Source organism: Streptomyces sp. BBFR102 (assembly GCF_051397025.1).
GTDB lineage: Bacteria > Actinomycetota > Actinomycetes > Streptomycetales > Streptomycetaceae > Streptomyces.
This window is the reverse complement of sequence record NZ_CP195757.1, coordinates 6107424-6130508: the sequence shown is the minus strand read 5'-3', so window position 1 is coordinate 6130508 and position 23085 is coordinate 6107424. Positions and strand designations below refer to the sequence as shown.

Sequence of the window (23085 nt, the reverse complement as noted above, 5' to 3'; positions counted from 1 at the left end):
GTCACCGCAGTTGTCCGGCCTGACGGTGCTGCTGCGGGACCGGATCGCGGCCGACGAGCTCACCTCAGGCCGAGCTCCTGCCGGATGCGGGGAAGCGAGTCCAGGCACTCCTGGAGCGCGGGCGGTTCCTCCAGGTGAAGGCCGGAATCGGTGAAGATGCTTCCTCCTGGATGCGGTGCGGATCTGCAGGCGTCGCTCGTAGACTCGGACACACTCGCGGAGATAACCGCTCAGAAGGTCCCCCGCTCGGAACCAACCGGGATGGTCTCCCGCAGCTGGGTCAGGAACTCATCCGGGGACTGAATATGCGGTGTGTTCAGCAGCAGCAGCGGTGCGCGCACGTTTTGGTGAGAGGTGACAGTTTCCGTGCTGTTGTAGGTGAGAACGACCCGAAGCCCTGGCAGGAAGCGAGGCCGTCGTCCTCCTCGCGAACGGCGACCAGAACCCGGCTGATGAACCGGTCCGTGCCGCCCGGAGGCAGAACCTGGCTTATCTGCTGCGGACTGGTATCGCCGTGGCGGTAGGTGGCGGTGGAACTCTGCATGCTATTCAGCATGGCTCCCCACTCATCTCTCGGCGCCGGGGATCTCAGGTGCAGCAAATCGAGCACTCCAGGGCCAGTTCCGTTACATAGGCGCTCTCGCCTCCACTGTTACGGAGCTTGACGTCCAGGACCACGAACAGTGCACGAGTAGAGAAGACTGCGGCGAGCTCGCGCCGCGCATTGTCCACGTCCTCGTCGCCGGAATTCGCGTCCGCATCCGGGTACAGCACCGCAAGATCGACTACCTCGACCCGAGCCTTCACTGGCCATGGTTTTCACTGCCACCCACGCCGCGATGAGCGTGCCCAGGATGCCCGCTCCGGCTCCGATGAAGGCCTCAACCATGGTCCTGGACCGGATGCTCCAGGCGGCCCGCAGGACAAGGGCCGGGGCGCATCCATGGAACCGCCATGGAGCCCGCCCTCATATATGCTGAACTTGCCTTACACCTTCCCATCCCGTTGCTCAACTTGTAGATTCACTTGACAGCACTAGATAACGATCGGGAGGACCGGCAGGCGCGTACCGGCGGAGGCTGGACGCCTCGACCCGGTCCTTCGCCTACAGCTACCAGTTCGCCGATCTGCGCCGCGAAGCCGGACGGCTGGGACAAGCTGCTCACGGCGCAGATGCCCGCGATGTGGAGATCAGCAGCGACCTGATCAGTGCGCTCAACGGTGTTCGCCTGTGCGGCAGCGTCCAGGTCATCGACGCCGCGGAGAAGCCGGCCACGGCCGCCGGGAATCTGGATCTGAACGAGCGGCAGGCGGACCGCTTCCAGCTGAAGGCCGAAGCGGTGGTTGCCGACCAGAAGGCGTTCCTGGACACCTGCCGGGAAGAAGCTCCAGATGCCCGCCGGCAACCAGCTCCTGCGCAAGCGCAAGGAGAAGCGCTTCCTCCGGGAGCCCCGCAGCCGACTGACCACACCTGTCCCCCTGAACCTCCGGTCCAGAGCGACCGGAGCGGGAACCATTCCGTCCGCGCGGGGAGTGGTTCTGTCGGTCATGATGGGACGCCCGACCGACGAAGGAGCGCCATGCCGACCCTCTCCCCACCCTGACCGCCGAGCAGCGAGCCGAAGCGCTCGCGAAGGCTGGCCGGGTCCGCAAAGAGCGCAGCGAGATGCTCGCGGCGTTGAAGGCTGAACGTCTTTCGCTTCTCAACGTCTTGGACCGCGGCGACGACACCGCCCGGCAGACACGTGCCCTTCATCTCCTGCAGTCGCTCCCTGGCGTCGGCACGGTGAAGGCCCGCCGTCATCTCGTGGATCTCGGTATCTCAGAGACGCGGAGGATCAAGGGTCTGGCGCACAGCCGCCAGTACCCTCGACGAGGCCGCTCGGCACGCCAACTCCCTGCGCGCGGAACTCCGCCGACGTGGACACACCCGAGGTCCTGGAGTACTGCACCCAGGAGATCCTCGCGAAGAACGCCTTCCACGCCAGCCTGGAAGCGGCCAAGTCCGTCTTCGACCGCCTGCGGCAGCTCACCGGCGAGCAGCTCGACGGGGCCCGGCTGGTCGACGCCGTCCTGATGCCCGGCGCCACCGGAGCGCCGCAGGTCGCCATCAACACCGGCGTCACCACGACGGAACGGGATGAGCAGAAGGGCTTCGCCTCGCTGATCAAGGGACTGGGCAGCATGTACCGGAATCCGGCGGCGCATGATCCCCGGCTCAGCCCTGCCGGTGGGCGACGAGGAACTGCTGGAGCTGCTGACCGCCTTGTCAATGGTCCACCGCCGTCTCGATGCCGCCCGTACACAGCCCTGACCGTCCGCGGCGGCCTTGTCGTCGGCCGTCGGAGTCGTTCGACTGCTCCGGGGCTGTGCCCCGTGGCCAGGGCACGGCCCGTCCCCGTCGGTGATGGTGAGGGCCGTACACGGCGAGCTCGTCGGCGCAGGCCCCTCGTCGCCGAACTCCCGTGGGCGGGTGAGTGCAGCTGAGGGGCCGTCGGTTGACGGGCATGTGTCCGGTTGCGGGCTCGCACGAATCGATCGTATGAGCGTTCAGACCGTGATCGAGGCCAGGCATTCCCCCCTCACTGTCGCTGTGGGGCCGGAGCTGCTGATGCAGCCAGTGAGCCGGAACGCTGTCGAAGGGCTGGACGAGGCGTACACCGAGGCCTGCCTGGACTTCACCTCAGGCATCCAGTCCACCGGCACCACCATCGATGCTCGGTGGAAGGTCGCGCCTGATCACAGTCATGTTCTGCTCCTGCTTCACGGCAGGACACCCAAGCCCTTCGAGCTGGCAGTCCGCTTCACGCTCGAGACAGCCCTGGAGCAGGACCGGCGCTTCTTCCGTGAAAGTGGCGGAGCACGCGGATGCCGGGCGGGTCTGTCTGTGGATCTACCCCGACAAGGAAGATGCCGCGCGCGCCGCGGTCGCGCTGCAGAAGCAGGACTTGCCGCTCTTCGGCAGCCTGGGCATCGGCGTCGAGAGCGACCTGCAGTGCCGCACCTTTACGGCTCGGCCCGAGCACCCCGCCCGGCCACCTGACCACCGCCCGGGCCGGCAAGGCTCGCAGCGACATCAAGCCCGCTCGCGAGACGAAGGGCCAGGGCAACCCAAGAGCCCGCGAGGCGAAGAAACGCGTCATCGTTCTCGCCTTCAGCGGCGTGATGACCGCTTTAGCCTCGATCGCCGAGCGACCCTCGGGCCTACTGGTAGCCGTGTTGCCGCGCCTGCCCGCGCAGATGCGTGCCCGGGCCGGTGGGGCCGCATGGCCTATTTCAGACCGAGAGGACCCTCGTGGGACGCAACAAGCCTGGGTAAGCCCCGAACCCCGCCCCGACGAACTGCCCGACAGCATCAAGATCAGAGAAACCCGGCCGGGGGAGGGCAAGGCGTTCACCGAGCTCGCCACGCTCGCCATGGAAGGACACGGCGACTTCGACGACCGCGAGGCCATGTGCGAGACCGTCGACGCAGCAGGGCCCTTCATCAGCCGGTTCGGCGCCGGGCGGTTCGTCTTCCTGGTCGCCGAACACACGCCCACCGCGCGCATCGTCGGCGTCTCCTCCAGCATCCCGCCTCTGTCCGTCCTCGGAGGCATGGAACGGGGACGGGGCAGACCCCGTGTCCCTGGCAAGCTACCGCTATGGCTTACGCCAGTCTGCTGGCTGTCACGGACGACTACCGGCGTCAGGGCATCGCCTCCGCCCTGATCACCAGGGCCATGGCAATCCACCGTGAGCACCGCGCGTTCTTTATGTACGGGCAGTTCACCGCCGAAGACGCTGCCCTGGCCCGGGTCGACCGACGTCACGGCTTCACCATCCACCCCCGGGCCAGCCGGCGACCCTTCCCAGAAGTCCAGGCACCGCGACGTCGGTGCCATGCCGCTCCCCGGCGAGCAGATGTTCTCGCGCTCGATCTGACCCCGACGGCCCACTGCCCCCTGACCCGCGATTCAGGGCGGCCGTGGATGCGCCCTGCCGGCCACTGCCTTGGGTAGGTGGGTGGCCGGTGGTCGGTAACCGGCTCCCGGTCCGCTGGCAGCAAGTTGCCGCCGAAGCCACCGTCTGCGCGGATCAGTTGCGTGTTCACCTTCTCGGCGGTTTGCAACAGTTGTGTCCCTGGTGGTGCGGGACTCGTTGGTGCTCCTGGCGGTGTGTTCGGGTCTGGGATGAACGTGCAATTGAGAGCCTGCAAGGCCGGGCCGCCGTCCGGTCCGGCGATCGTGCACGAGTAGCTGACAGAACCCCGCGCGCGGCCTGGCGGTCGCACGCGCGGGATCGCCTCCAGGAAGCGGGCCGTCCGACGCGACCGCGGTACCGCCCGGATGCGGTGTGGCGATCGGCAGCGCGACCGGGTCGCGGTGCTGGTGGTGTGGCCCGGCCGGTCGACGTGCCAAGGGCGCCCGGCCGGGCTCCGTTCGCCATGATCGGGCGCTTGCCCCGGCAGTGGGGGCTGACGAGGCTGGTACGGGGCCCGTACAAGCGACCGCGGTGCTCGGCCGGATGCTGGAAGGCCTTACGTCAGGTAAGCCGGGACGGGGTCCGGGTGATCGGTCTCCGTCGTAGAGGGAGGCGATCAGGGCGGCGTGTTCTGCGGGGAGTTGGTCCTCGCGGTGCTTGGTGCGGGTTTTGGCGAACCAGGGGCCGATCTGGACGGTGTCGCCGTCGACGCGGAGGGTTTTTGTGGCGGCGGGGGCGCGGCCGTGGCGGTGGAGGAAGAGTTCCAGGAGCTGCACGGTCTGGGGGAAGGTGCGGCGGGTGCGGGGGGCGGGTGCCAGGGGGCTGGTGGCGGGGGTGAGGTTGAGTGCGGTGAGCAGGTCGCGCTGGCTGGGGTGCAGGGTGGTCCATCGGGTGAGCTGGCGGGTGAGCCAGGAGGTGATGTTGACGGTGGCGATGCGGGTGTCGGGGGTGAGGGCGGCGGGGTCGTTCCTCGCCGAAGGTGGGTGCGCAGGAGGTGAGATTCGCGGTGCCAGTCCGCACCGTGGGGCAGGCGCCAGTTCGGGTCGATGGCGTTCAGGGCGTCGGTGCGGGCGGGGGTGAGCTGGTCGTTGGCTGCGAGGTGTCGCTGTTCGGCGAGCCAGGCTCCGAGCGGCGGTGGTGGGGGGAGCGGCGCTGGCCGTGGGTGCGGTGGTGGTCGGCGGCGGGGAGGCGAGCCTGGAGCGCCAGGCGGCGTCGTGTTTGTCCCAGATCATGTCCAGGGCGTCGAGTTCGGCGGTCCAGTCCGCTTCGAGGTGGCCGGTTTTGCGGGCGTCGCGCATGGTGGTGATGAAGGTGCCCAGGGTGTGGCCGGTGGGGTGGGTGTAGTCGGCGGGGACGTCGAGGTGGCCGTACTGGTGGTGGTAGGCCTGGGCGGCGGTGAGGCCGAGGCGGCGGGAGCGGGATGTGGCGGGGTCTTGGGGGTCGAAGGAGACCAGGTCCATGGCCTGGGCGATGCGTTCGGGGTGGACGGTGAAGTCGAAGTGCCAGCGGCGTTCGATGACGTCGCTGGTCTCCTTGGGCAGGCGGTTGGCTTTGTCCGGCAGGCGTTCCAGGATGCGGTGGTCGTGGGTGGCCAGGGCGGAGGCGATCGCCCAGACCGGTTCGTAGGCGGTGCCGAGGATGTCTTCCGGGCTGGCGTCGGGCGGGAGGCAGACGGGGACGATGAGGGAGGCGGTCTTGCCGGAGACGTCCAGGCGCAGGGCGCGGCCCAGGGCCTGGACGCAGCGGATGACGCTGCGGGTGGGGTCGGCGAAGACGACGGCGTCGACGCTGGGGATGTCGACGCCCTCGGTGACCAGGCGTGCGTTGGTCAGGATCGCGGTGGGGGCTTGGGCGAAGCGGGTGAAGGTTTCCTCGCGCTGCTGGGGGGTGTCCTCGCCGTGGACGAACAGCGTCTCCGGCTGGGTGGTGGGGACGAGGTGGGGGTCCGTGCGGGCGAGCTGGCGCAGGGTGTGGGGCAGTTCGCGGGCGAAGAGGCGGGCGTCGGAGGTCAGGTTGAAGTAGACCAGCACCTTCTTCAAGCCGTGGTCGGCCATGGCGCGCAGCACGGCCAGGTGCAGGGCGGTAGTGCGCAGGGCCTGATCTGGTCCCTCGCCCTGGCCGTCGGGGTCGGGGGCGGGGAGGTTGATGCGGCGGCGCAGGTCCTCGTCGGTGAGGGTGGGCACCACGATGCGGTAGTCCGGTGCCCGGCCGTCCTCGATCGCCTGCGCCAGCGAATATTCCCAGATCTTTTTGCCGTAGACCTGTTCGTTGTTCATGGAGTTGGCGAACGCCTCGGCTGCCGGACCCGGGACGGCAGGGATGTGGCGGCGGGGGCGGGTGGTGTCGGCGGACTCGGCCAGGTCGGGGGCGGCGAAGATGCGGGTGGTGGCGGTCATGTAGAGGCGGCGGTCGGCCCGGATGCGCTGGTTGTCGTGGACGGCGGCCCACTTCTTGTCCGGACGGCCGGCGATGCGGCGCGCCTCGTCCATGATCGCCAGGTCGAACGGCGGTACCGCATATGCGGTGTTGCGGGTCTCCTGGATCTTGTCGAGTGAGTCGTAGGTACAGATCAGCGTCAGGGCCGGGATCTGGTCTGCCCCCTCCCCCACCACCGACATCAGGGCGGCCAGGGTGACGGGGTCGCTGCTCGACATGACGCGGGCGGCCACCAGGTTGTCGCGGCCGGCGGCGTCCATGGAGGAGACGATCACCATGTGCTCGTGGTGGCCGTCGCGCCGCCAGGCCAGTGCGGTCTGGGCGGCCAGGTCGAGGGTGGGCACGACGAACAGCACCAGGCGCGCCTGGAGTTCGTCGGCGACCCGGATCGAGACCAGGGTCTTGCCCGTCCCGGTCGCCGAGACGAACAGCCCCCGCGTCCCGGGGCGCCGCAGATGCCGTGCCACCCGGGACACCGCTTCCGCCTGGTCGGGGAAGAGTGCCCGCTTACCGGGCGGGCCGGGGCCGGTGGCGGCAGCCACGGTCATACAGCACTCCTGAGGGTGGCGCGGGCGGTGGCGGGTCGGCCGCGCTCCGCTGAGGGGCGCGGCAGGTCTTTCTCGAGAGCCCTGACCGGTTCACGCTACCACCACCACTCCCCCAAGTACGGCCAATGTGCGCTATTCGAACGGCAGTTGTGCGGTTGATGTTCGCTTCAGGGGTATAGTGGGTGGCGGAGGTTCACCATGTCCGAGTTGTTCGATGCTGTTGACGCGCTCGTCGCGTCCCGGTCGCCGCTGCCCCCGCCCCCCGAGCGCAAGCGCCTGCGGCAGGCCCACGGGCTCACCCTCGAAGAGGTGGCCACCGCCCTCGACGTGCGGCGGGCGACCGTCGGCGCGTGGGAGTCGGGCAGGACCGAACCCCGCCCGCCCCAGCGGGAGCCTTACGCACGCCTGCTACAGCAGCTCGCGCAGCCTCACCCCGCCCCGGCAGCCACCTCATCCATCGCGGGGAGCGGCCCGCTGGGGGCGGAACCGGCCGCGGTGGCACCCGCCGAACCTGCTGTGCCGGCCGGGTCTGCGCGCGACGATGCGGGCGAGGTGACGCCCGCGCCCGCCGCGGCAACGGTTGTTCCCGCGCGGTCCTCCGCAGCCGCTCCCACGCCGGCCGCTGCACCGCGCCCGGCACGCGGTTCACGCCCTCCCGGTGCGCCGAAGGCCGCCGCTGGCAAGGCCCCCGTGCCCGTACGGTCCGGCGCGTACGCGCACGGTCCGCTGCTTGTCCTGGACGCCGATGACGGGCGGCAGGTGACCGGCTACGGCACCGGCGGTCTGCTCCTGGACGTGCCCGCCAGGTCCCTCCCCGCCCTGGTGGAATGGGCCCTGGCCGAGGCGCGGGTGGGGGCGGAGAAGCTGCACCCGTCGGGCAAGGACGCCGACCCGCTGCTGGTCCTCACCGCAGCGGTGTGCGAGCGCTACGGCCTGCCCGCCACCCTGTCGGACGCGGAGCGGTCGGCCGGGCGACTTCCCGAGGAGCACAAGGCCGTCAAGCTGCTGGAGCGGGCGGGGTGGAAGCTGACCAGGCGCGGGCTGGGGCCGTGGGCGCGGATCTACCGCCCCGTCTCCGGCGGGCGCCGCCAGTGTGTTCAGTTGTGTATCCCGTCCTGGAACGCCCTGGATGACCGCGCGTGGGGTCACGCCGCAAAGCTCGGCCCGGCGGAGCTGGCCCGGGTGCTGGGGGTGTACGCGCACCGGGTGATGACGCCGGTCGGGTTGACCGCGGTGACCGGGCTGGAGCTGATGACCGCGCTCAACCCGCCCACCCGCGCGAGCGAGCCGGACCAGGACGGCAAACGGCACTCCGAGCACCGGCCCGGCTCCCTGGGCACCCAGGGCCTCGATCCCGCACCGTGCGAGGCGATCGACGGGCACCCCGTCCTGGCCCACCTGCCCCGCTTCCACATCCGCGGCCCCGAGGAGCGGCTGTTCGAGGAGGCGTACGACTGGGCGCGGGACCTGACCGATGTGGAGTGCATGCAGCGCCACTTGGTCGGCTTCGATGTGAACCTGGCGTTCGGCGCGGCCGCCAATGGCGCCGTCGTCGGCCTGGACTCACCGCCCGAGCACGTCACCCACCCGGTCTTCGACCCGGCGGTGCCCGGCTCCTGGCTGGTGGACCTCTCCCACGTCGACCTGGACCGGGTGAAGGTCGCCAAACAGTGGCGCGAGCTCAACGGTGATCTGCTGCCCAGCCCGTTCACCCCGACCGGACAGCGGCCCGAGGGCCCGGCCTGGTACGCGACGCCGACCGTGGCGTACGCCGTCGAGCTCGGCTACGACGTCACCCCCCTCGAGGCGTGGCTGCGGCCCCGGAGCGGGCGGTTCCTTGACGGCTGGTACAAGCGGCTGCGCGACGCCTACGTCGCGACGATGGCCGACCTCAAGGTGGCGGAGAAGCTGACCCCGGGCGAGTTTCTGGAGGCGATGGAGGGTCACAAGGGGCGGGATCCTGAGCTGGGGATCGTGCTGGACGCGGTGAAGATGACCGTCAAGGGCGGCATCGGCAAGCTGCAGGAGAAGGCCCGCGGCGGAAACTGGGTGCCGGGGCAGGCGTGGCCCGCGCTGGCCCGGCCGACGTGGCGCCCCGACATGCGGGCCACCGTCATCTCCCGGGCCCGGATCAACATGCACCGCAAGATGATCGCCCTGGCCGCCGCCACCGGCCGCTACCCCGTCGCGGTCCTCTCCGACTGTGCCGTCTACACCGCCGACGGCCCCACCCCCCTGGACGTCCTGCCCTACGACAAGGACGGCAAGACCGTGCCCGGGTCGTTCCGCCTCGGCGTCTCCCCCGGCATGGTCAAGCACGAAGGCACCCAGGACGTGCTGTGGGGCGTCGGGGTGCTGGAGCAGCTCGGCGCACAAGGCAAGGTCGCCAACCTCGCCCGGTACATCAAGACCGGCGAGGTCACCGCCCGGGACACCGGAGAATAAGGAGCGTGGCGGTAGATGGTCACCGTTGAAGAAGAGCTCGGCCGGGCAGTACAAGGAGCGTTCACGCGCCCGGCGCCCAAGTCCGCCGGGGCACGGATGCGATACCTGGTGCGCCAGCACCAGGGCAGCACCCAGCAGGTCGCCGCCCTGCTCGGCATCAGCCAGCGCACCGTGGAGCGGTACGTGAAGGGCCAGATCAAACAACCCCGCCCGCAGCTGGCCACCCGGCTGGAGAGCGAGGTCCGCACGCGGTGGCAGCCGCAGATCAGGGCCCGGGCCCGGCAGAAGGCAGCCACCACCGACGGCATCATGATCGACGTCCAGGCCCGGTTCGGCTACACCGCCGCCACAGGCTCCACCGACCAGTCCCGCATCCGCCACCTCACCCTCGCCCTCCCGCCCCACCACGCCGCCCGTCTCCTCGACGCGCAGGCCTCCGGCCTCGACGAGGACCAGCTGCTCCAGCTCACCGCCGAAGCGCTCGGCGAGACCTACTTCCGTGACAACGGACGCCGCGCCCACGGCCTCGAAGTCGAACTCACCGACCTCCTCGACCTCCAGTTCCGGCTGTAGGCGAGAAGGGGCTGGCCTGGGGCGGTGGGCGGGAGCGCCCGCGCGCCTTGTTGACGGTGGCCCGCCGGGCGGCTTCCATAGCGTTCGGGCCTGTGAACGCCCGGCCGCGCGACGGACGACGCCCCCGCTGCTTCCGTCGCCGAGGACCGGCCAGAAGCGTCACCGCATGATCTGCCGCACCGTCTGTTTCCTTCACAGCGCGTACCGCCCGGGGGCCGGTTCCGCGCGGAAGAAAGCCCATGAACCCTGCGGCCGCTCTCCACCTCACCGCCGACCGTCGGCAAAGTACCGGTGAATCCCACCAGGCTCTGCACCCGTTGCTCTCCGGCTCGGGCCGGGGGCTGTCCATCCCGGCTGCACGCCATGCCGAGCAGGCCCGGCTGGAGGCTGCGGTCTTTCAGCGGGTCTGCGCGATGGGGGGTCTGAGCAGTCATCCGCTGGGCATCGTCAGCGTGCGACCGCAGGAGGATCTGCTGACCCTCCGGCTCGTCGACGAGCCGGTGGTCCTCGGTCACTGGGTGGAGTTCCTGTATCCCCGGGTCAGCGACGTCCAGGACGCTGGGGAGGACCCGCGCGACCGGGTGGGCGGTGTGCCCGGGCTGCGCAGCGCCCGTGTCCCCGGCGGCGTACGCCTGTACCGGCCGGGGATGAGGGCGGCGATCCTCCTGCGCGGGTTCAGCCCGGACAGGTGGGAGCGGTTCGCCACGAAGCGCGAGGGCGTCTACGGGTCTGTGATGCGGCGACCGGACTGGACACCCGTCGAAGAGGCGGCATACGCCGCCCGGACCGCCCGGCCCTGCGACCCCTTCCGGCTGATGTCGTCTCTGCTGCGCCGGATCCGGGCGACCGCCGGCGCCGGACCGGTCAACAGCACCGACACCTGGACCAGCGGCAGAGGCATCCGCCTGGAGACGACCGACGGGCCGCCCTGCTCCGACCTCATCCGCCTCCTGATGCAGGGGCCCTGCGGACTGGGATGGGAGGTCACGGCCAAGACGTGCACCTGCCGGTGCGATCACCGCCACACCTCGACCGGGTGCTCCGTCGACTTCCTGGACCCGGCCACCGGACAGCCCGTCTGGTATTCCAACCTGAAATGGAATCGCACCTTCGACGACAACCGGGTGAAAGCCCTCGCACGCCTGCGGGCCGCCTTGACCTGAACCACACCGGCACCAGCTCCGCGCCGGGGTTCCGGTTCCGGCGGAGAACGCAGGCCGGGCCACAGCCGATCGCCCCGTAGGAGAGGACAGTTCAGTTGAAGGACACAGCACATGTGAGGGCGGGTGCTCCCACCGCAGCGGCAGACGCCGGGCCCGGGCGGCTCGCGCCGGCGGGGCCGTTACGGACGGGACCCCTGACCGGAGAGCTGACGTCGTCCCTGATCGGCCGGGTCGCGGACCGTTACGGGATGGAGCGTGCAGAGGTGCTGCGGCAATGGTCGCTGACCGGGTCACCTCCCCGGCACCCGGGAGGCGGCGGCATCCGGCCGGATGGGGAGGTGGTGCTCAACGAGGCGGGGCGGCGGGTGCTGGCCGAGCTGTGCGGGGTGGATCCCCGGGTTCTGGGCCGGGCCCTGCCCGCCTACGCCGCTGACGGCCTGGCAAAGGACTCCGGCAGCGGCACGGTGGCCCGGGCGCGGTGGCGGGCGGCACAGACGGTTGCGGGCCCGGCCGTGTTCGGGTGCCGTTCGTGTACCGCACGCCGCACCGGGCGGGCGGTGCGCTCGGTGCTCTACCGGCCGCGCTGGCAGCGGGTGTGCGTGCGGCATGGGCGGTGGGCGTTGGACGCGGACGCCGACCAGCCGCTGGAGTACCTGGATCTACGGAACGTGGCGGAGGTGGTGGCAGCGCAGCGGCGGTGGCCGGCTGTCGCGCGGCGTGCGCGGCGGGCCGGGGTGGATGCGGGGCAGGTGTTCGCGGTGGCGCATGCGGTGGTGGCCCGCTGGTGGGATCAGGCCTTGTACTGGGAGCGGGAGAAGATCTGGCCGCGTCGTCTGCACCTCCTGGCCGGCGGCGACGCGGGTGCGGAGTTGGGTCGGTGGCGGGTGGTGGGCCGGGACGCGGCTGTCTTCCCGGAGACGGTGGCTGTGGCGGAGGCATTGCTGGACCCTGCGATGGCGAAGCTGGCCTGGCGCTTGGGTGATGAGGCGCGGCCCGGTGCGCGGATCGAGGACGATCCGTTCTGCGGGAGGCTGGGTGAGCGGCTCGGTCGGGGTTGGCTGGGGCCGTTGATCGCGTCCGACTACGACAGTGCGCTGGGTGATTTCACCGGCGCGCTGGTGCGGGCCCGCCGTGGAGTCGTGGCGCGGGGGTGGCGGGATGATCCGTGGCGGCTGCGCGCGGAGCGGGAGCCGGTGGCGATGGCCGGGCAGTAGCGGGTCCTGGCGGCGGAGGCGCGGACGGGCGGGTCGGGCACGCGGTGGGGGGCGGCGGTGCCGGCCGAGCAGCGGTGGCGTATCGAGGGGTTGGTCGCCGAGGCCCGTGAGGAGCTCGAGCAGGTGCACGGGGTGCAGAGCGGTACCACGGCCGAGGTGGCACAGAGGCTGCTGGGGCACCTCAGCCGCAGCGCCGACCTGCTCGATCGGGCGCTCATGGACGCTGCCGCCGGGGCCGTCGCCGCAGGGGTGGCGCTCAAGGACGTGGCCGGGTGGTGCCGGGTGCCCGCCGGGGAACTGGCGGAGATTCTCGCCGGGAACCAGGAGGACTGACACACGCCGGGGCGCGTGCCGATCGCTTCCGGAGTCTGGGCTTGGCCCCGGCTTCACGCGCTGCGGCTGCGGCTGCCCGGCTTCTTGATCCGGCACGGCAGCGGGTATCGGGGCTCTACGCTGGTTCGCGGGTGCGCAAGGGGCGCGCCCGCAACAGCTTTCGAGGTGCACGTGACCACTCGTCCGGATCAGGCAGCAGCGGGGGCGGATCTTTCCCTGCTGGCGCTCACCTTCCACCATACCCACCGACTGCTGGATCCCTCCGCGCAGGGTGTGCAGCGGTGGGATGTGCGCATCGACTGTGCCGGTGAGCAGGTGGGGAGCCTGGGGGCTGTGCGGGGCTTGTACTGGCAGTGCGACAACCTGCGCGAGCGGATGGCCGACGAGGGCTCCTTCCCCGCGCTGGTGGCCGGACAGCTCCTTGACGACGAGGGCCATTTCACGCACGAGTTCGAGGAGTTCATCGAGTCGTCCTCCAGTGTCCTGGTCGTTGACCAGTTGCAGCTGACCGGGCCGTTCGCCGATCCGCTGATCGCCGCCGCGGTGGTGGGATCGGCCATCGAGCGGCTGACGGACAACTACTTCGCCGTGGTCCTGCCGGGCAAGAACGCCGCCGGCGACACAGACGCGGGCGCCGCCCTGCTCGCCGAGGCCGGTGCGCTGCTGAGTGCCGAGACGTTCTCCGATGAGCTGCAGATCATCGACAACGCCCTCGCCGCTCCGGGGAAGGCCGCGCAGCGAGTGCGGAGCCGTCTTGAGGGTCTGGCGCGCCGTGGCAACTTTCCGTCGGCGGACCAGGACTGGGACTGGGATGAGGAAGACGACGGGGAGGACGAGGTACTCACCGGGCGGACTGCTGCGGTACTGCGGGTGGCGCTCGATGAGCTGTCCGCGCAGGCGTGGGAGGACGTCGCTGAGAAGGGGAATGCGCCGGTGCGGCGGGGTGAGGGTCTTGTACTGGGGGCTTTGCCTCGGGTGACCTGGGGCCAGGACCGGTCCTGGCGGCGGCAGATGGCCCGCTGCTTCGATGACCTGTCAGCCGCCCTCGCCGCGGCGGGCGGCGTGGAGCCGTTGTGCACCGGCGAGGAGATGGCCCTGCATCTGGGTATTGACCGGGCCCGGGCTCTGCAGCGCAACCGCCCGCGGCTGGTGCACGAAGTCGTGGCAGGCCTGCCCGAGGACCGCCGCGATTTCGACTGGGACTGGTGCTCGACCGTTCTGTTCGAGGACCACGATGTGCTGATGCTGTTCGACGCCTCACTGGATGGGATCGAGGACGGCGGCAATGAGATCAACCAGGCGATGGGCTTGTCGAACCTGGGCGCCGCCCAGTGGTTCGAGCCCTTCCGCCCGGACCAGGCCCGCGACCCCGGCCGCGGCTTCCGCCACCCCTGACCCCGGGCCCGCGACTAGATCCGGGCCCGGCCCCTGTGACAGCAAGGAGCGCGGACCGGGGTGGCGGGGCTCCAGTGCGGGCTTGTGGCCGTAAGGGGGCAGGCGCAGAAGAGGTGGCGGTACCGCCGGAAGGAAGCAGGCAGACGCGTGGCCAAACGCGATGTGTGGGTGCGGGTAGGGGATGAGCTGGTGCGCGGCGATGCTGTCGTGGGCATCAGCGTGAGCGATCCGCCCTACGGCTGGGAGTCGCTGAAGATCCTGCTGAAGGTCACCGGACACCGCGAGGTGCTGGGGGTCGACTCCGGTATCCGCGTCGATGGGCAAGGTGAGGGGCGCGAGCAGGTCAACGCGCTCGCCGACGCCTTCGTCGACACGCTCGCGCGCGGCGCGGCGATGCCGTCCGGCGCCCTGGTCCGGCTCGGCGGTCCCCCGGACGGCCCGCCGCAGTGGGTGCTGTCGGCCCTTGGGTGACGGCAAGGCGGGAGCACCGCCTGGGGGCGCCTCGGGGGCAGACAGGGCAGAGGTGTGCACTGACACGGTGTACGGGGGGAGAGGATCCTTATTCCTCGTGTGTCCGAGGCAGCTGACGTGGGCAACTCCCCTGTGGTTACCGGCGGGTTCTCCTGCGGGGCGGGGCTGTGATGCCGTTGTGTGGAGTACATGATCATCAACAGTGACCGGGCGGGGGACGACCCGTCTGCTTTACCCGCGGGTGACGGTGGCAGGGTGCCTGCCGTGGAACCGGGTCTGGTGGAGGCGGAGTTCGCCGAGGCGCCCGGGGCGCTGGTGCAGCGGCGCTGGGTCCAGGCCGCCGCGGCGGTGCGGTTCGAGCATCTGGTGCCGGTGGCGGACTTCCCGGTGGTGCCGGGGCGCCGGTGGGGGCCGGGCTGGTGGTGGTCGGCGACGACGGGGCGGCATGTGATGCACGGGTCGCAGGCGATGTGCATGCAGTTGATGGTTCTGGACCGTGATCCGCAGGTGGTGGGGCTGTCGGCGCGGCCGGTGCGGCTGCTGTGGCGTGATCCGGGCAGTGGGCGGGCTCTGACGTGGGTGCCGCAGGTCTTCGCCCGCTACGCCGACGGGCGCGCTGTGCTCGCCGACTGTCCCGCCTCGGCGGCGCCCGCCGCGGGCCGTGCGGTGCGCGCGGTCTCGGTGCTGGAAGCGGCGTGTGAGGCGGTGGGGTTCGCCTACCGGCGTCTGGTGCCGCCGGATGCGGTGATGGCGGCGAACGTGCGGTGGCTGGCCGGCTACCGCCACCCCCGCCACCGTGACGCGGGCGGCTTGGAGTCGGCGGTGATAGAGGCGTTCGCCGCGCCGCGGCCGCTGATGGCCGGGGCCGCGGCGGCGGGCGAGGTCCTGAGCGCGCTGCCGGTGCTCTACCACGCGCTGTGGAGCGGGCGGCTGGCAGCGGACCTGACCCGGCCGCTGAGCGAGCACACCGTCGTCTCTCCCGGCTGCCCGGACACGGACGGGAACGGGGACGGCACGGAGCAGCAGGGGCGGGAGTACGCGAGGTGAGCAGGAACCATACGGCCGTCCCTGGCGGGCGGTGCGTTGAGGTGGGCGCGCAGGTCCGGTTCGAGGACCGCGCCTGGCAGGTGACCGCTCTGGCCGGCGGGCGGGTGTACCTGGTGGCCGGGGACGGGGACAGCGCCTGTGTGCTGGCCTCCGCTCTGGTGGCCGCGCACGGATTCGAGGTGATCGGCGCGGCGGCTGCGCCGCCGGTGGCCCCGGTGCTGTGGGAGACGGTACCGCTGGCTGCGCAGGAGCAGGCGCTTGCCTGGCTGCGGCACATCCGCGAGGTGGAGACCGGGCTGCCCGGCGGCCCGGGAAGCGGCATGCCGAGGCCCGAGTACGACCCGCAGCGCTTCACCTTGGCGGAGCGGGAGGCGGCCAAGGCACGGGAGCTCGCTGGGCTGGGCTGGAGCAGGGCCAGCCGGACCACGGTGCAGCGGATGCGGCTGGTCTACGGCCGACAGGGGCTGTGGGGACTGGTCGACAAGCGACACCTGCGCAGCCCGTCGCCCACCGGGCGCACTGATGAACGGGTGGTCGCTGCCGTGCTGGAGGCGTTGCGCCGGTGCCGGGGGCGGAGGAGAACCACCACCCGGCAGGTGATCGAGTTGACGGAGCGGATCGTGGCGGACACTCACGGGCCGCGTCAGGTGCGGCTTCCTGCCCGCTCGTCGCTGTACCGGCTGGTGAAGGCGCTGGCGGATCCGGCCGAGCCGCCGGGCAGTGCGGCGCGCACCGCCAGCGCGGCGGACCGGTCCGGTGGCCCGCCTGCCGCGCTGCGGCCCGCGGAGCGGGTAGAGGTGTCCACCTGCCGCCTGCCGGTCGGCGTGGTGGGCGAGGACGGGGCCGGGGTGGAGGTGGCGGTGACGGCCGCGCTGGATGAGGCGAGCGGCTGCGTGCTGACCGCCGTGCTGCACCCTGAACAGCAGGGGCCAGTTGAGCTGTCGGTACTGCTGGCCGAGATGGCCGTGCCCCGGCCGCTGCGTCCGGGCTGGCCCGCCCTGCTGGAACAGGCCCACGCAGGCGGGCCGGTGCGGCGGCTGATGTCCGTGTCCGCCCGGGTCGAGGCCACCGCGGCGCGTCCGGCGGCCGTGCCCGAGACACTCGTCCTCGGCCACGGAACGGCCGGCATCACCTCGGTGCACCTGGCCGTGTGCGAGAGCCTCGGCATCAGCCTGGAACCGGCCGGGCCGAGGACGGCGGGCGCCGGTCGCGGTGCGCTGCGCACGCTTCAGGTGCTCGCTGACCTGTTCACCCGGCACGCGACGGCGGCGGCCCGGCCGCCCGCCACCGCCGGGGACGAGAACCGGGCGCACGAGGCGGGGGCGGGCGGGGCGTACTGGAGCATGCCGCAGCTGCAGGACCTGCTGGACGAATGGATCACCGGCGTCTGGCACCACCGTCCCCAGGAGCAACTGCGGCATCCGCTGCTGCCCCGGGCGGGGCTGGCGCCGCAGGAGATGTGGCAGGTGCTGCTGGGCGCTGCCGGGAGGGCGCCGCTGCCGCTGGCCGGGCAGCACTATGGCGAACTGCTGCCGGGTCGCCGGTGCGCGGTGACCGAGTCCGGCATTCGGCTGGGCGGGCGCCGCTACGACGATGCGTGTCTGGACGAACACCGCGGCCGCGCGGGCCGGTTCGAAGTCCACCACCATCCACACGACCCGCGGCAGGTCTTCGTCCGGCTGTCCGACGGCCAGCTCCACCCAGTGCCATGGGCGCAGGGCGGGCACGCCTCGCGGCCCTTCGACGAGCTGCTGCGGCGCCGCACCGGCGCCGTCCTCGCACACCGCGCCGCCGGTAGCGGCGCGGGTGCGGATGTGGGTGCCGACGGCGGTACGCGGCCGGGCGGCGACCGGACCGGCCCCGCCCTCATCGCGGCGGAGCCCCGGAAGGCGGCTGCCCGGGGTTCCGCCGGTGGCGTCGCGGTGCCCGACACCGGCGGCGCCCGCGGCACGGCCGTGGAGCCGGGCGGGTTCGGGGTGTATGACGCCGAGGCGGAGGCCGGACAGTGGTGAACGCTCCCGGCCGCCCGGCCCGCTCTGTGGCCGCCGCCCGGCACCGGCAGGTCGCACTCGGGGCGTACGTGACATTCGAAGGCCGCCCCTGGCAGGTGGCCGCCGTGGCCGGAGCCTCGGTACGCCTCGTCGACACCGCCGGGCAGACCGCCTCGGTCTTGTCCTCGTTCCTGTTCGCCGACCCCACCTTCGCGGTGGTGGACTGCCCCGTTCCCGCCGCGGCGCCGTGGGGGCTGCTGGAGTCGGTGCCCGCCCGGGAGCGGGAGCAGGCTCTGGCCTGGCAGCGGCACATCCGCGAGATCGAGACCGGGCTGCCCGGCGGGGCCGGCAGCACCGGCGTCCCCCGGCCCGAGTACGACCCGCAGCGCACCTCGATGGCCGAGCGGGAGCAGGCCAAGGCCGACGAACTCGCGGCCCTGGGCTGGCCGCGGGCCAGCCGGGCCACCGTGCGCCGTATGCGCGCCCGCTACCACACGGGCGGCGTCATGGGCCTGATCCGGCAGCGCAAGCCGTCGAGCGCGACGGGCCGGGCCGATGAGCGGATAGTGGCCGCGGTCCTGGAGGCTTTACGCCGCCAGCGCGGCCGCTCCACGGGCACCCTGAAGGGGCTGCGGGAGGTGACCGGGCAGATCCTGGCCGACGCCCACGGGCCGGGCGCCGTGGCACTGCCGCCACCGTCGACGTTCAACCGGCTGGTACGGGTCCTGGCCGACCCGCTGGAACACCCGGGACGCCCCGCCCGCACCGCCACCGCCGTGCCGGTGCGCCCGTTCACACCGGTGGTGGCGCTGCGGCCGGGCGAGCTGGTGCAGGTCGACACCACCCGGCTGGACATCATGGCCATCGGCGAGGACGGTAAACCAGTGCGCCCGGAGCTCACGATCGCCCTGGACGTGGCGACGCGGTCGGTGGTGGCGGCCGTGCTGCGCGAGCAGAGCACCCAGGCGGTGGACGCGGCCCTGCTGCTCGCGGAGATGGCCGTGCCCCACCCGGTGCGTCCTGGCTGGGGCGAACACCTGCGCCTGGCCCACGCCGCCGTCCCCTACACCCGGCTCCTAGCCCTGGACGCACGCCTTGAGCAGGCCGCGGCAAGGCCGGTGGTAGTACCCGAAACGATCGTCATCGACCGCGGGCGGGTGTTCCTCTCCGCCGCGTTCCTGGCCGCCTGCGAATCCCTCGGTGTGAGCGTGCAGCCCGCCCCGCCCCGCTCCCCCACTGCCAAGGGCGCCGTGGAACGGACCTTCGGCAGCATCAACACCCTTTTCGCCCAGCACGTCGCCGGCTACACCGGCTCCCACATCCTGCAGCGCGGCCATGAGGTGGAGGGCGAAGCCCGCTTCACCGTGGCCCAGTTGCAGGAACTATTGGACGAGTGGATCGCCGCGTGCTGGCAGCACCGCCCCCACGACGGGCTGCGCCACCCCCTCCTGCCCAAGAAGGCACTGTCCCCGGGCGAGATGTGGGGCGTACTGCTGGGCGCGAGCGGCTACGTGCCGCTGCCCCTGACCGGAGCCGACTACACCGAACTGCTGCCGGTGCGCTTCCACCCGATCACCGGCCGCGGCATCCGCATCAACTACCGCACCTACGACCACGCGGCACTCAACGAGCACCGCGGACGGCCCTCGCCCACCGGACCCGGCGGCAAGTGGGAAGTCCACCTCAACCCGCACGACGTCCGCCAGACTTACATTCGCCTGCCCGACGGACACCTGCACGAGATCCCGTGGATCCACCGCGACCACGTCCACGCGCCCATGAGCGAGACCACCTGGCGCCACCTGCGCACCACCCTCGAGCAGCGCGCCGAACGCGAGGCACACGAAGCCGCCCTCGCCGAAGCCGCCGACCAGATCCTGCGCCACACCCGGCCCGCCGCCCCTGCACCACCCGCACCGCCCCCCGCGACGCCTGGCACTCGCGCCGGTAACGCCGTCTCCCATGCAGCAGACGGCGAACCGGCAGCGCCGCACCGCACTGCGGCCCAGGCCGCAGCCGCAACGGCGGTGGAGGACAGCCTGGATGCGCTGGACGCCCGATCCCAGGACGACAGCGTCGGCGCCGACGAGTCCGGCGCACTCACGCTGCCGAGAAGCGGCGCGCTGACACTGTACGACGCCGACCAGGAGGCCGAACTGTGGTGACCCCTGCCCGCCCCTCGCTCCCCGACGACGGGGCCACGGGCACGGTGACGACGTTCGACGCCTTCGCCCGGTTCGCCCACGCCGCACCCCCCACACCGCCGCAGCCGGGCCAGGCACCCCGCTCGGCGGAGGAACGCCTGGCCTACCACTCGCAGTTCGTCACCGTACGCACCCCTGCCATCGAATCCCTGGCTCGCCAGGTCCGCACCCTGATGATCCTGGGCCTGCACCAGCAGGCCACCGCACGGCCGTCGCTGATCCTCACCGGGCCTGCCACCACCGGCAAGACCACCGCGCTGCTCCAGGTCGGCCGTACCTGTCACCTCGCCCACACCCGGCGCGCCGCCCCGGGCGACGACCGGGTGCCCGTGGCCTATGTGCTGGTGCCGCCCGGGGCCACCGCCAAAACCCTGGCCGCCGAGTTCGCCCGTTACCTCGGCATCCCCGTGACCAGCCGCATGACCACCGCGCAGATCACGACCGCCGTCTGCCACACCTACACCACGGCCGGCGTCGCACTCGTGCTGATCGACGAGATCCACCGGCTCAACCCGCGCACCTCCAGCGGCGCGGAGGCCGCCGACTGGCTCAAGGACCTCACCGAACGTATCGGCGCCACGTTCGTCTACGCAGGCATCGACGTCACCGCCAGCACCGTTTTCAGCGGAGTACGCGGCGCGCAGCTGGCCGGGCGTGCCTCTCTGATCGACTGCGGGGCGCTACCCGCCCGCGCCGGTCACCGCGAGCCGTTCCGCGAGCTGATCGCCGCCCTGGAAGCAGCCCTCGACCTCACCGCGCACCGGCCCGGCAGCCTGCCCCGGCTGGCGCCCTACCTGCACGAGCGGACCGCCGGACGCATCGGCAGCCTCTCACGCCTGATCCGCCAGGCCGCCATCGAAGCCATCTGCGACGGCACCGAGCGCATCACCAAGACCCTGCTGGACACCATCGCGCTGGACCACCTCGCCGAAGAGCACTACCGGCCCCGCACCCCTGCCCGTCGTACCCGCCCCCGCCGGTGACCGCCCCCACCCGGCCCCGCCCCGCACTAGCGGCGCGACCCGGCACGATGTGGCCCAGCCCGCCCGGCGCGCTGCGCGTACGGCCGGTGCCCCGCGAAACGGCAGCCTCCTACCTCACCCGCCTCGCCGCCGCCTACCACCTCTCCCCCGCCAACCTCCTCGACGGGCTGCACATCACCACCACCGGCACCCCCGCCGCCCCGCACGCCACCGAACTCCACTACAGCTGCGAAGCCGCCCGCCGCCTGGCCGCCTTCACCCGTATCCCGCCCGCCCACCTTGACCGCGCTCTGACCCGCCGGCCCCCGCCCGCCGCCATCGCCACCACCCACACCGCCACCGCCCGCTGGCAGACCCTCGCCCCCGCAGTGCAACCACTGCCGGCCTGCACCACCTGCACCCTGCGCCGCCCGCCCCACCACACCCCCACCGCGTGGATCCACCCCGCGCCCGACCTGCCCCGGGTCATGATCTGCACCCGCCATCAGCAAGCCTCCAGTGACCCCCGACAGTGCATCCCCCTCGGCATCCGCGCCCTACCCGAGCTCGCCCACGCCCGCCTCACCGCCCGCCGGCCCCCCACTACGGCTTCCCTGAGCTGGGCAACCACGATCACCACCCGCTGGTACGACCACCACCAGCACCTCCACAACCGCTGGCACACTCGCCTCCGCCAGCTCACCACCGCCAACCCCCGCCTCGCCCATGGCCCCGCCTCACCCGCGCTGACCTGCCGGAGCCTGATCATCTACCCCGAAACCCTCACCCTCGCCACAGCCCTCGACCGCCTCCCCCTCCGCTCTCCCCTGACACACACCAAGCAGGCCGCATTCCTCCACCACCTCGCCGGCCGCCTCCGCCTGCCCCGCCTCGCACCCGCCGACCACGACCTGCTCTGGCAACGCCTCACCACCCACTGAACCAGCCCGCACGCCACGCCGCTCCCAGCCCTTACACAGCCAGCCAGCACCGGCACATATAGACGCGCCAACCCCACTGAGCAAAAACCAGCACCCCGCTCAACACACTGCGCAACACCAAACACCCAGCTCAAACCAGATCCCACCGGCCACCCACACCCCGGCAACACGTAACTCTGCCCCGCCAAAACGAACTACCGCCCAGTAGAACCGAGCAACACCAGGTCAAGATCAAGATCAATAAGCACACCATCAGCTACGCCATATCGGCCTGCTGCACGCTCACAGCACGCCGTGGCCACTCAGCCTGCAGAAGCCGAGCCAGCGGAAAGGGCAGTCGGATGTGGAAACCCCTCGCGGAGGCGGCGTCCCGTCATGCCGGCAGCTACGGCCCGGCCTCCTCACGGCTGCGGCTGCTCCCGAGCCCGGTCACGGTGTGGGACTGCGGGAGGGTGAGATGGATGCCTGTTGCCCAACTGCGGGCATAGATCACGACGTGGAATCCGCCGGTGTGGTAACCGCTGCTGCGGATCGTCACCTCTGTTTCGGAGAGCTCGACAGTGAGCCTTTTCCATCTTGATCAGGTGGCGAGTTCGAGGGCGACGACGGCTCGGACGATGGCGGTGATCCGGGTGGTGCTGCAGCGGAGCTTCCGCAGGAGCCGCCAGCATTTGAGGGTGGCCATGGCGCGTTCGCCGAGGCTGCGGATCTTGGCGTGATCGCGGTTGTGACGCCGACGCCAACCACGTGGATTCTTGCCCCGGAACGGGACGCGGATAGCAGGACCTGCACCCTGATACGCCTTGTCCGCCCAGCACTTGATGTCGTCGACGGCGAGAGCGTCGGGAATGCCGTGGGCCCGGGCCGCGGTCAGATCGTGCACGGCTCCGGGTAGCGCGTCCGAGGCCCAGATCAGTCGGCCGGCTGGATCCGCGAGGACCTGCACGTTCATCCCGTGGTGCTTCTTCTTTCCCGAGTAGTACGGGCGGTCTGCAGCGATGCGGTCGATCGGCAGCACGGTGCCGTCGAGGATCACATACGCCTTCTTCCGCACGGTCGTCATGGCCTGCTCCAACGTGGGTGCGAGGGCGGCCAGGAGGTCGACGGCCTCACTTATGTAGCGGTAGGCCGTGGCGATCCCGATGCGGAAGCCTGCTGCGAGGCGGGCGTAGGTGTCACCGCAGCGGAGGTGGGCCAGGACGAGCAGGGCCTGCTGGCCACAGGTGAGGCGACGCCACCGGGAGCCGATCCGACGGCGGTGACCTGCGAGGAGACCGGAGAGGTGCTGCAGGGCACGGCTGGACAGATCGATACCGGAAGGGTAGACAAGCACGCGAAAGCTCCTGGCGGACTGGTGATCTTGGTCGTGAACCCGTCAGCCAGGAGCTTTCTTCACGCC

Annotated in this window: 17 protein-coding genes and 1 pseudogene; 14 read left to right on the top strand and 4 right to left on the bottom strand. The window is 71.5% G+C overall.

Going from position 1 to position 23085, the window contains the following annotated elements; translation table 11 throughout:
• Positions 1–588: 588 nt before the first annotated feature.
• Together ACSLIC_RS26530 and ACSLIC_RS26525 are read right to left on the bottom strand one after the other, a co-directional pair.
• A complete protein-coding gene (locus tag ACSLIC_RS26530) occupies positions 589–807 on the bottom strand; it encodes a hypothetical protein (RefSeq protein ID WP_436740222.1) in 219 nt (72 codons plus the stop codon).
• 215 nt (positions 808–1022) lie between these two features.
• Positions 1023–1406, bottom strand: coding sequence for a hypothetical protein (locus ACSLIC_RS26525; RefSeq protein WP_436740221.1), 384 nt, complete (start codon positions 1404–1406; stop codon positions 1023–1025).
• 194 nt (positions 1407–1600) lie between these two features.
• On the opposite strand from ACSLIC_RS26525, the pseudogene ACSLIC_RS26520 reads away from it, so the two are divergent.
• Positions 1601–1798, top strand: a pseudogene (locus ACSLIC_RS26520) (integration host factor, actinobacterial type); the annotation flags it as partial.
• Positions 1799–1920: 122 nt separating this feature from the next.
• Positions 1921–2487 (top strand): TIGR02391 family protein, encoded by a 567-nt coding sequence (locus ACSLIC_RS26515; RefSeq protein ID WP_436740220.1) that lies wholly within the window; start codon positions 1921–1923, stop codon positions 2485–2487.
• A 1469-nt stretch (positions 2488–3956) separates the two neighbouring features.
• On the opposite strand, the gene ACSLIC_RS26510 is transcribed toward ACSLIC_RS26515, so the two are convergent.
• Entirely contained in the window at positions 3957–6947 is a 2991-nt protein-coding gene (locus tag ACSLIC_RS26510; RefSeq protein ID WP_436740219.1) for a DEAD/DEAH box helicase family protein, read from the bottom strand.
• 198 nt (positions 6948–7145) lie between these two features.
• Between ACSLIC_RS26510 and tap the strand changes: the two genes are divergently transcribed.
• The 12 genes from tap to ACSLIC_RS26450 all read left to right on the top strand — a co-directional run bounded on the left by tap (position 7146) and on the right by ACSLIC_RS26450 (position 21686).
• Entirely contained in the window at positions 7146–9392 is a 2247-nt protein-coding gene (gene tap, locus ACSLIC_RS26505; RefSeq protein WP_436740218.1) for a telomere-associated protein Tap, read from the top strand.
• 15 nt (positions 9393–9407) lie between these two features.
• On the top strand, positions 9408–9965 hold the full coding sequence (gene tpg, locus ACSLIC_RS26500; protein ID WP_436735612.1) for a telomere-protecting terminal protein Tpg: 558 nt from the start codon (positions 9408–9410) through the stop codon (positions 9963–9965).
• Between the two features lie 239 nt (positions 9966–10204).
• Positions 10205–11128 (top strand): hypothetical protein, encoded by a 924-nt coding sequence (locus ACSLIC_RS26495; protein WP_436735613.1) that lies wholly within the window; start codon positions 10205–10207, stop codon positions 11126–11128.
• Positions 11129–11241: 113 nt separating this feature from the next.
• The gene (locus tag ACSLIC_RS26490) at positions 11242–12342 is read left to right on the top strand and encodes a TniQ family protein (RefSeq protein WP_436740225.1); all 1101 of its coding nucleotides are present in this window, start codon (positions 11242–11244) and stop codon (positions 12340–12342) included.
• Positions 12343–12399: 57 nt separating this feature from the next.
• Complete coding sequence (locus tag ACSLIC_RS26485; RefSeq protein ID WP_436735614.1) at positions 12400–12675, top strand: hypothetical protein; 276 nt, start codon at positions 12400–12402, stop codon at positions 12673–12675.
• Positions 12676–12846: 171 nt separating this feature from the next.
• The gene (locus tag ACSLIC_RS26480) at positions 12847–14070 is read left to right on the top strand and encodes a hypothetical protein (protein ID WP_436735615.1); all 1224 of its coding nucleotides are present in this window, start codon (positions 12847–12849) and stop codon (positions 14068–14070) included.
• 147 nt (positions 14071–14217) lie between these two features.
• Positions 14218–14541 carry a hypothetical protein gene (locus tag ACSLIC_RS26475; RefSeq protein WP_436735616.1) on the top strand — a complete coding sequence of 108 codons (324 nt, stop codon included), beginning with the start codon at positions 14218–14220 and terminating at the stop codon, positions 14539–14541.
• A 264-nt stretch (positions 14542–14805) separates the two neighbouring features.
• Positions 14806–15588: a TnsA-like heteromeric transposase endonuclease subunit gene (locus tag ACSLIC_RS26470; protein WP_436740217.1), complete on the top strand. Its 783-nt coding sequence runs from the start codon at positions 14806–14808 to the stop codon at positions 15586–15588.
• A 41-nt stretch (positions 15589–15629) separates the two neighbouring features.
• Positions 15630–17600, top strand: coding sequence for a Mu transposase C-terminal domain-containing protein (locus ACSLIC_RS26465; protein ID WP_436735618.1), 1971 nt, complete (start codon positions 15630–15632; stop codon positions 17598–17600).
• On the top strand, positions 17594–19744 hold the full coding sequence (locus ACSLIC_RS26460; RefSeq protein ID WP_436735619.1) for a transposase: 2151 nt from the start codon (positions 17594–17596) through the stop codon (positions 19742–19744). Before ACSLIC_RS26465 ends, ACSLIC_RS26460 begins: the two co-directional genes overlap by 7 nt.
• Entirely contained in the window at positions 19738–20766 is a 1029-nt protein-coding gene (locus tag ACSLIC_RS26455) for a TniB family NTP-binding protein (protein WP_436740216.1), read from the top strand. The genes ACSLIC_RS26460 and ACSLIC_RS26455 overlap by 7 nt, the downstream gene beginning before the upstream one ends.
• Positions 20763–21686 (top strand): TniQ family protein, encoded by a 924-nt coding sequence (locus tag ACSLIC_RS26450; protein WP_436735621.1) that lies wholly within the window; start codon positions 20763–20765, stop codon positions 21684–21686. Before ACSLIC_RS26455 ends, ACSLIC_RS26450 begins: the two co-directional genes overlap by 4 nt.
• A gap of 580 nt (positions 21687–22266) precedes the next feature.
• Here ACSLIC_RS26450 and ACSLIC_RS26445 read toward each other — a convergent pair.
• The gene (locus tag ACSLIC_RS26445) at positions 22267–23019 is read right to left on the bottom strand and encodes a transposase family protein (protein WP_436740215.1); all 753 of its coding nucleotides are present in this window, start codon (positions 23017–23019) and stop codon (positions 22267–22269) included.
• Positions 23020–23085 lie beyond the last annotated feature (66 nt).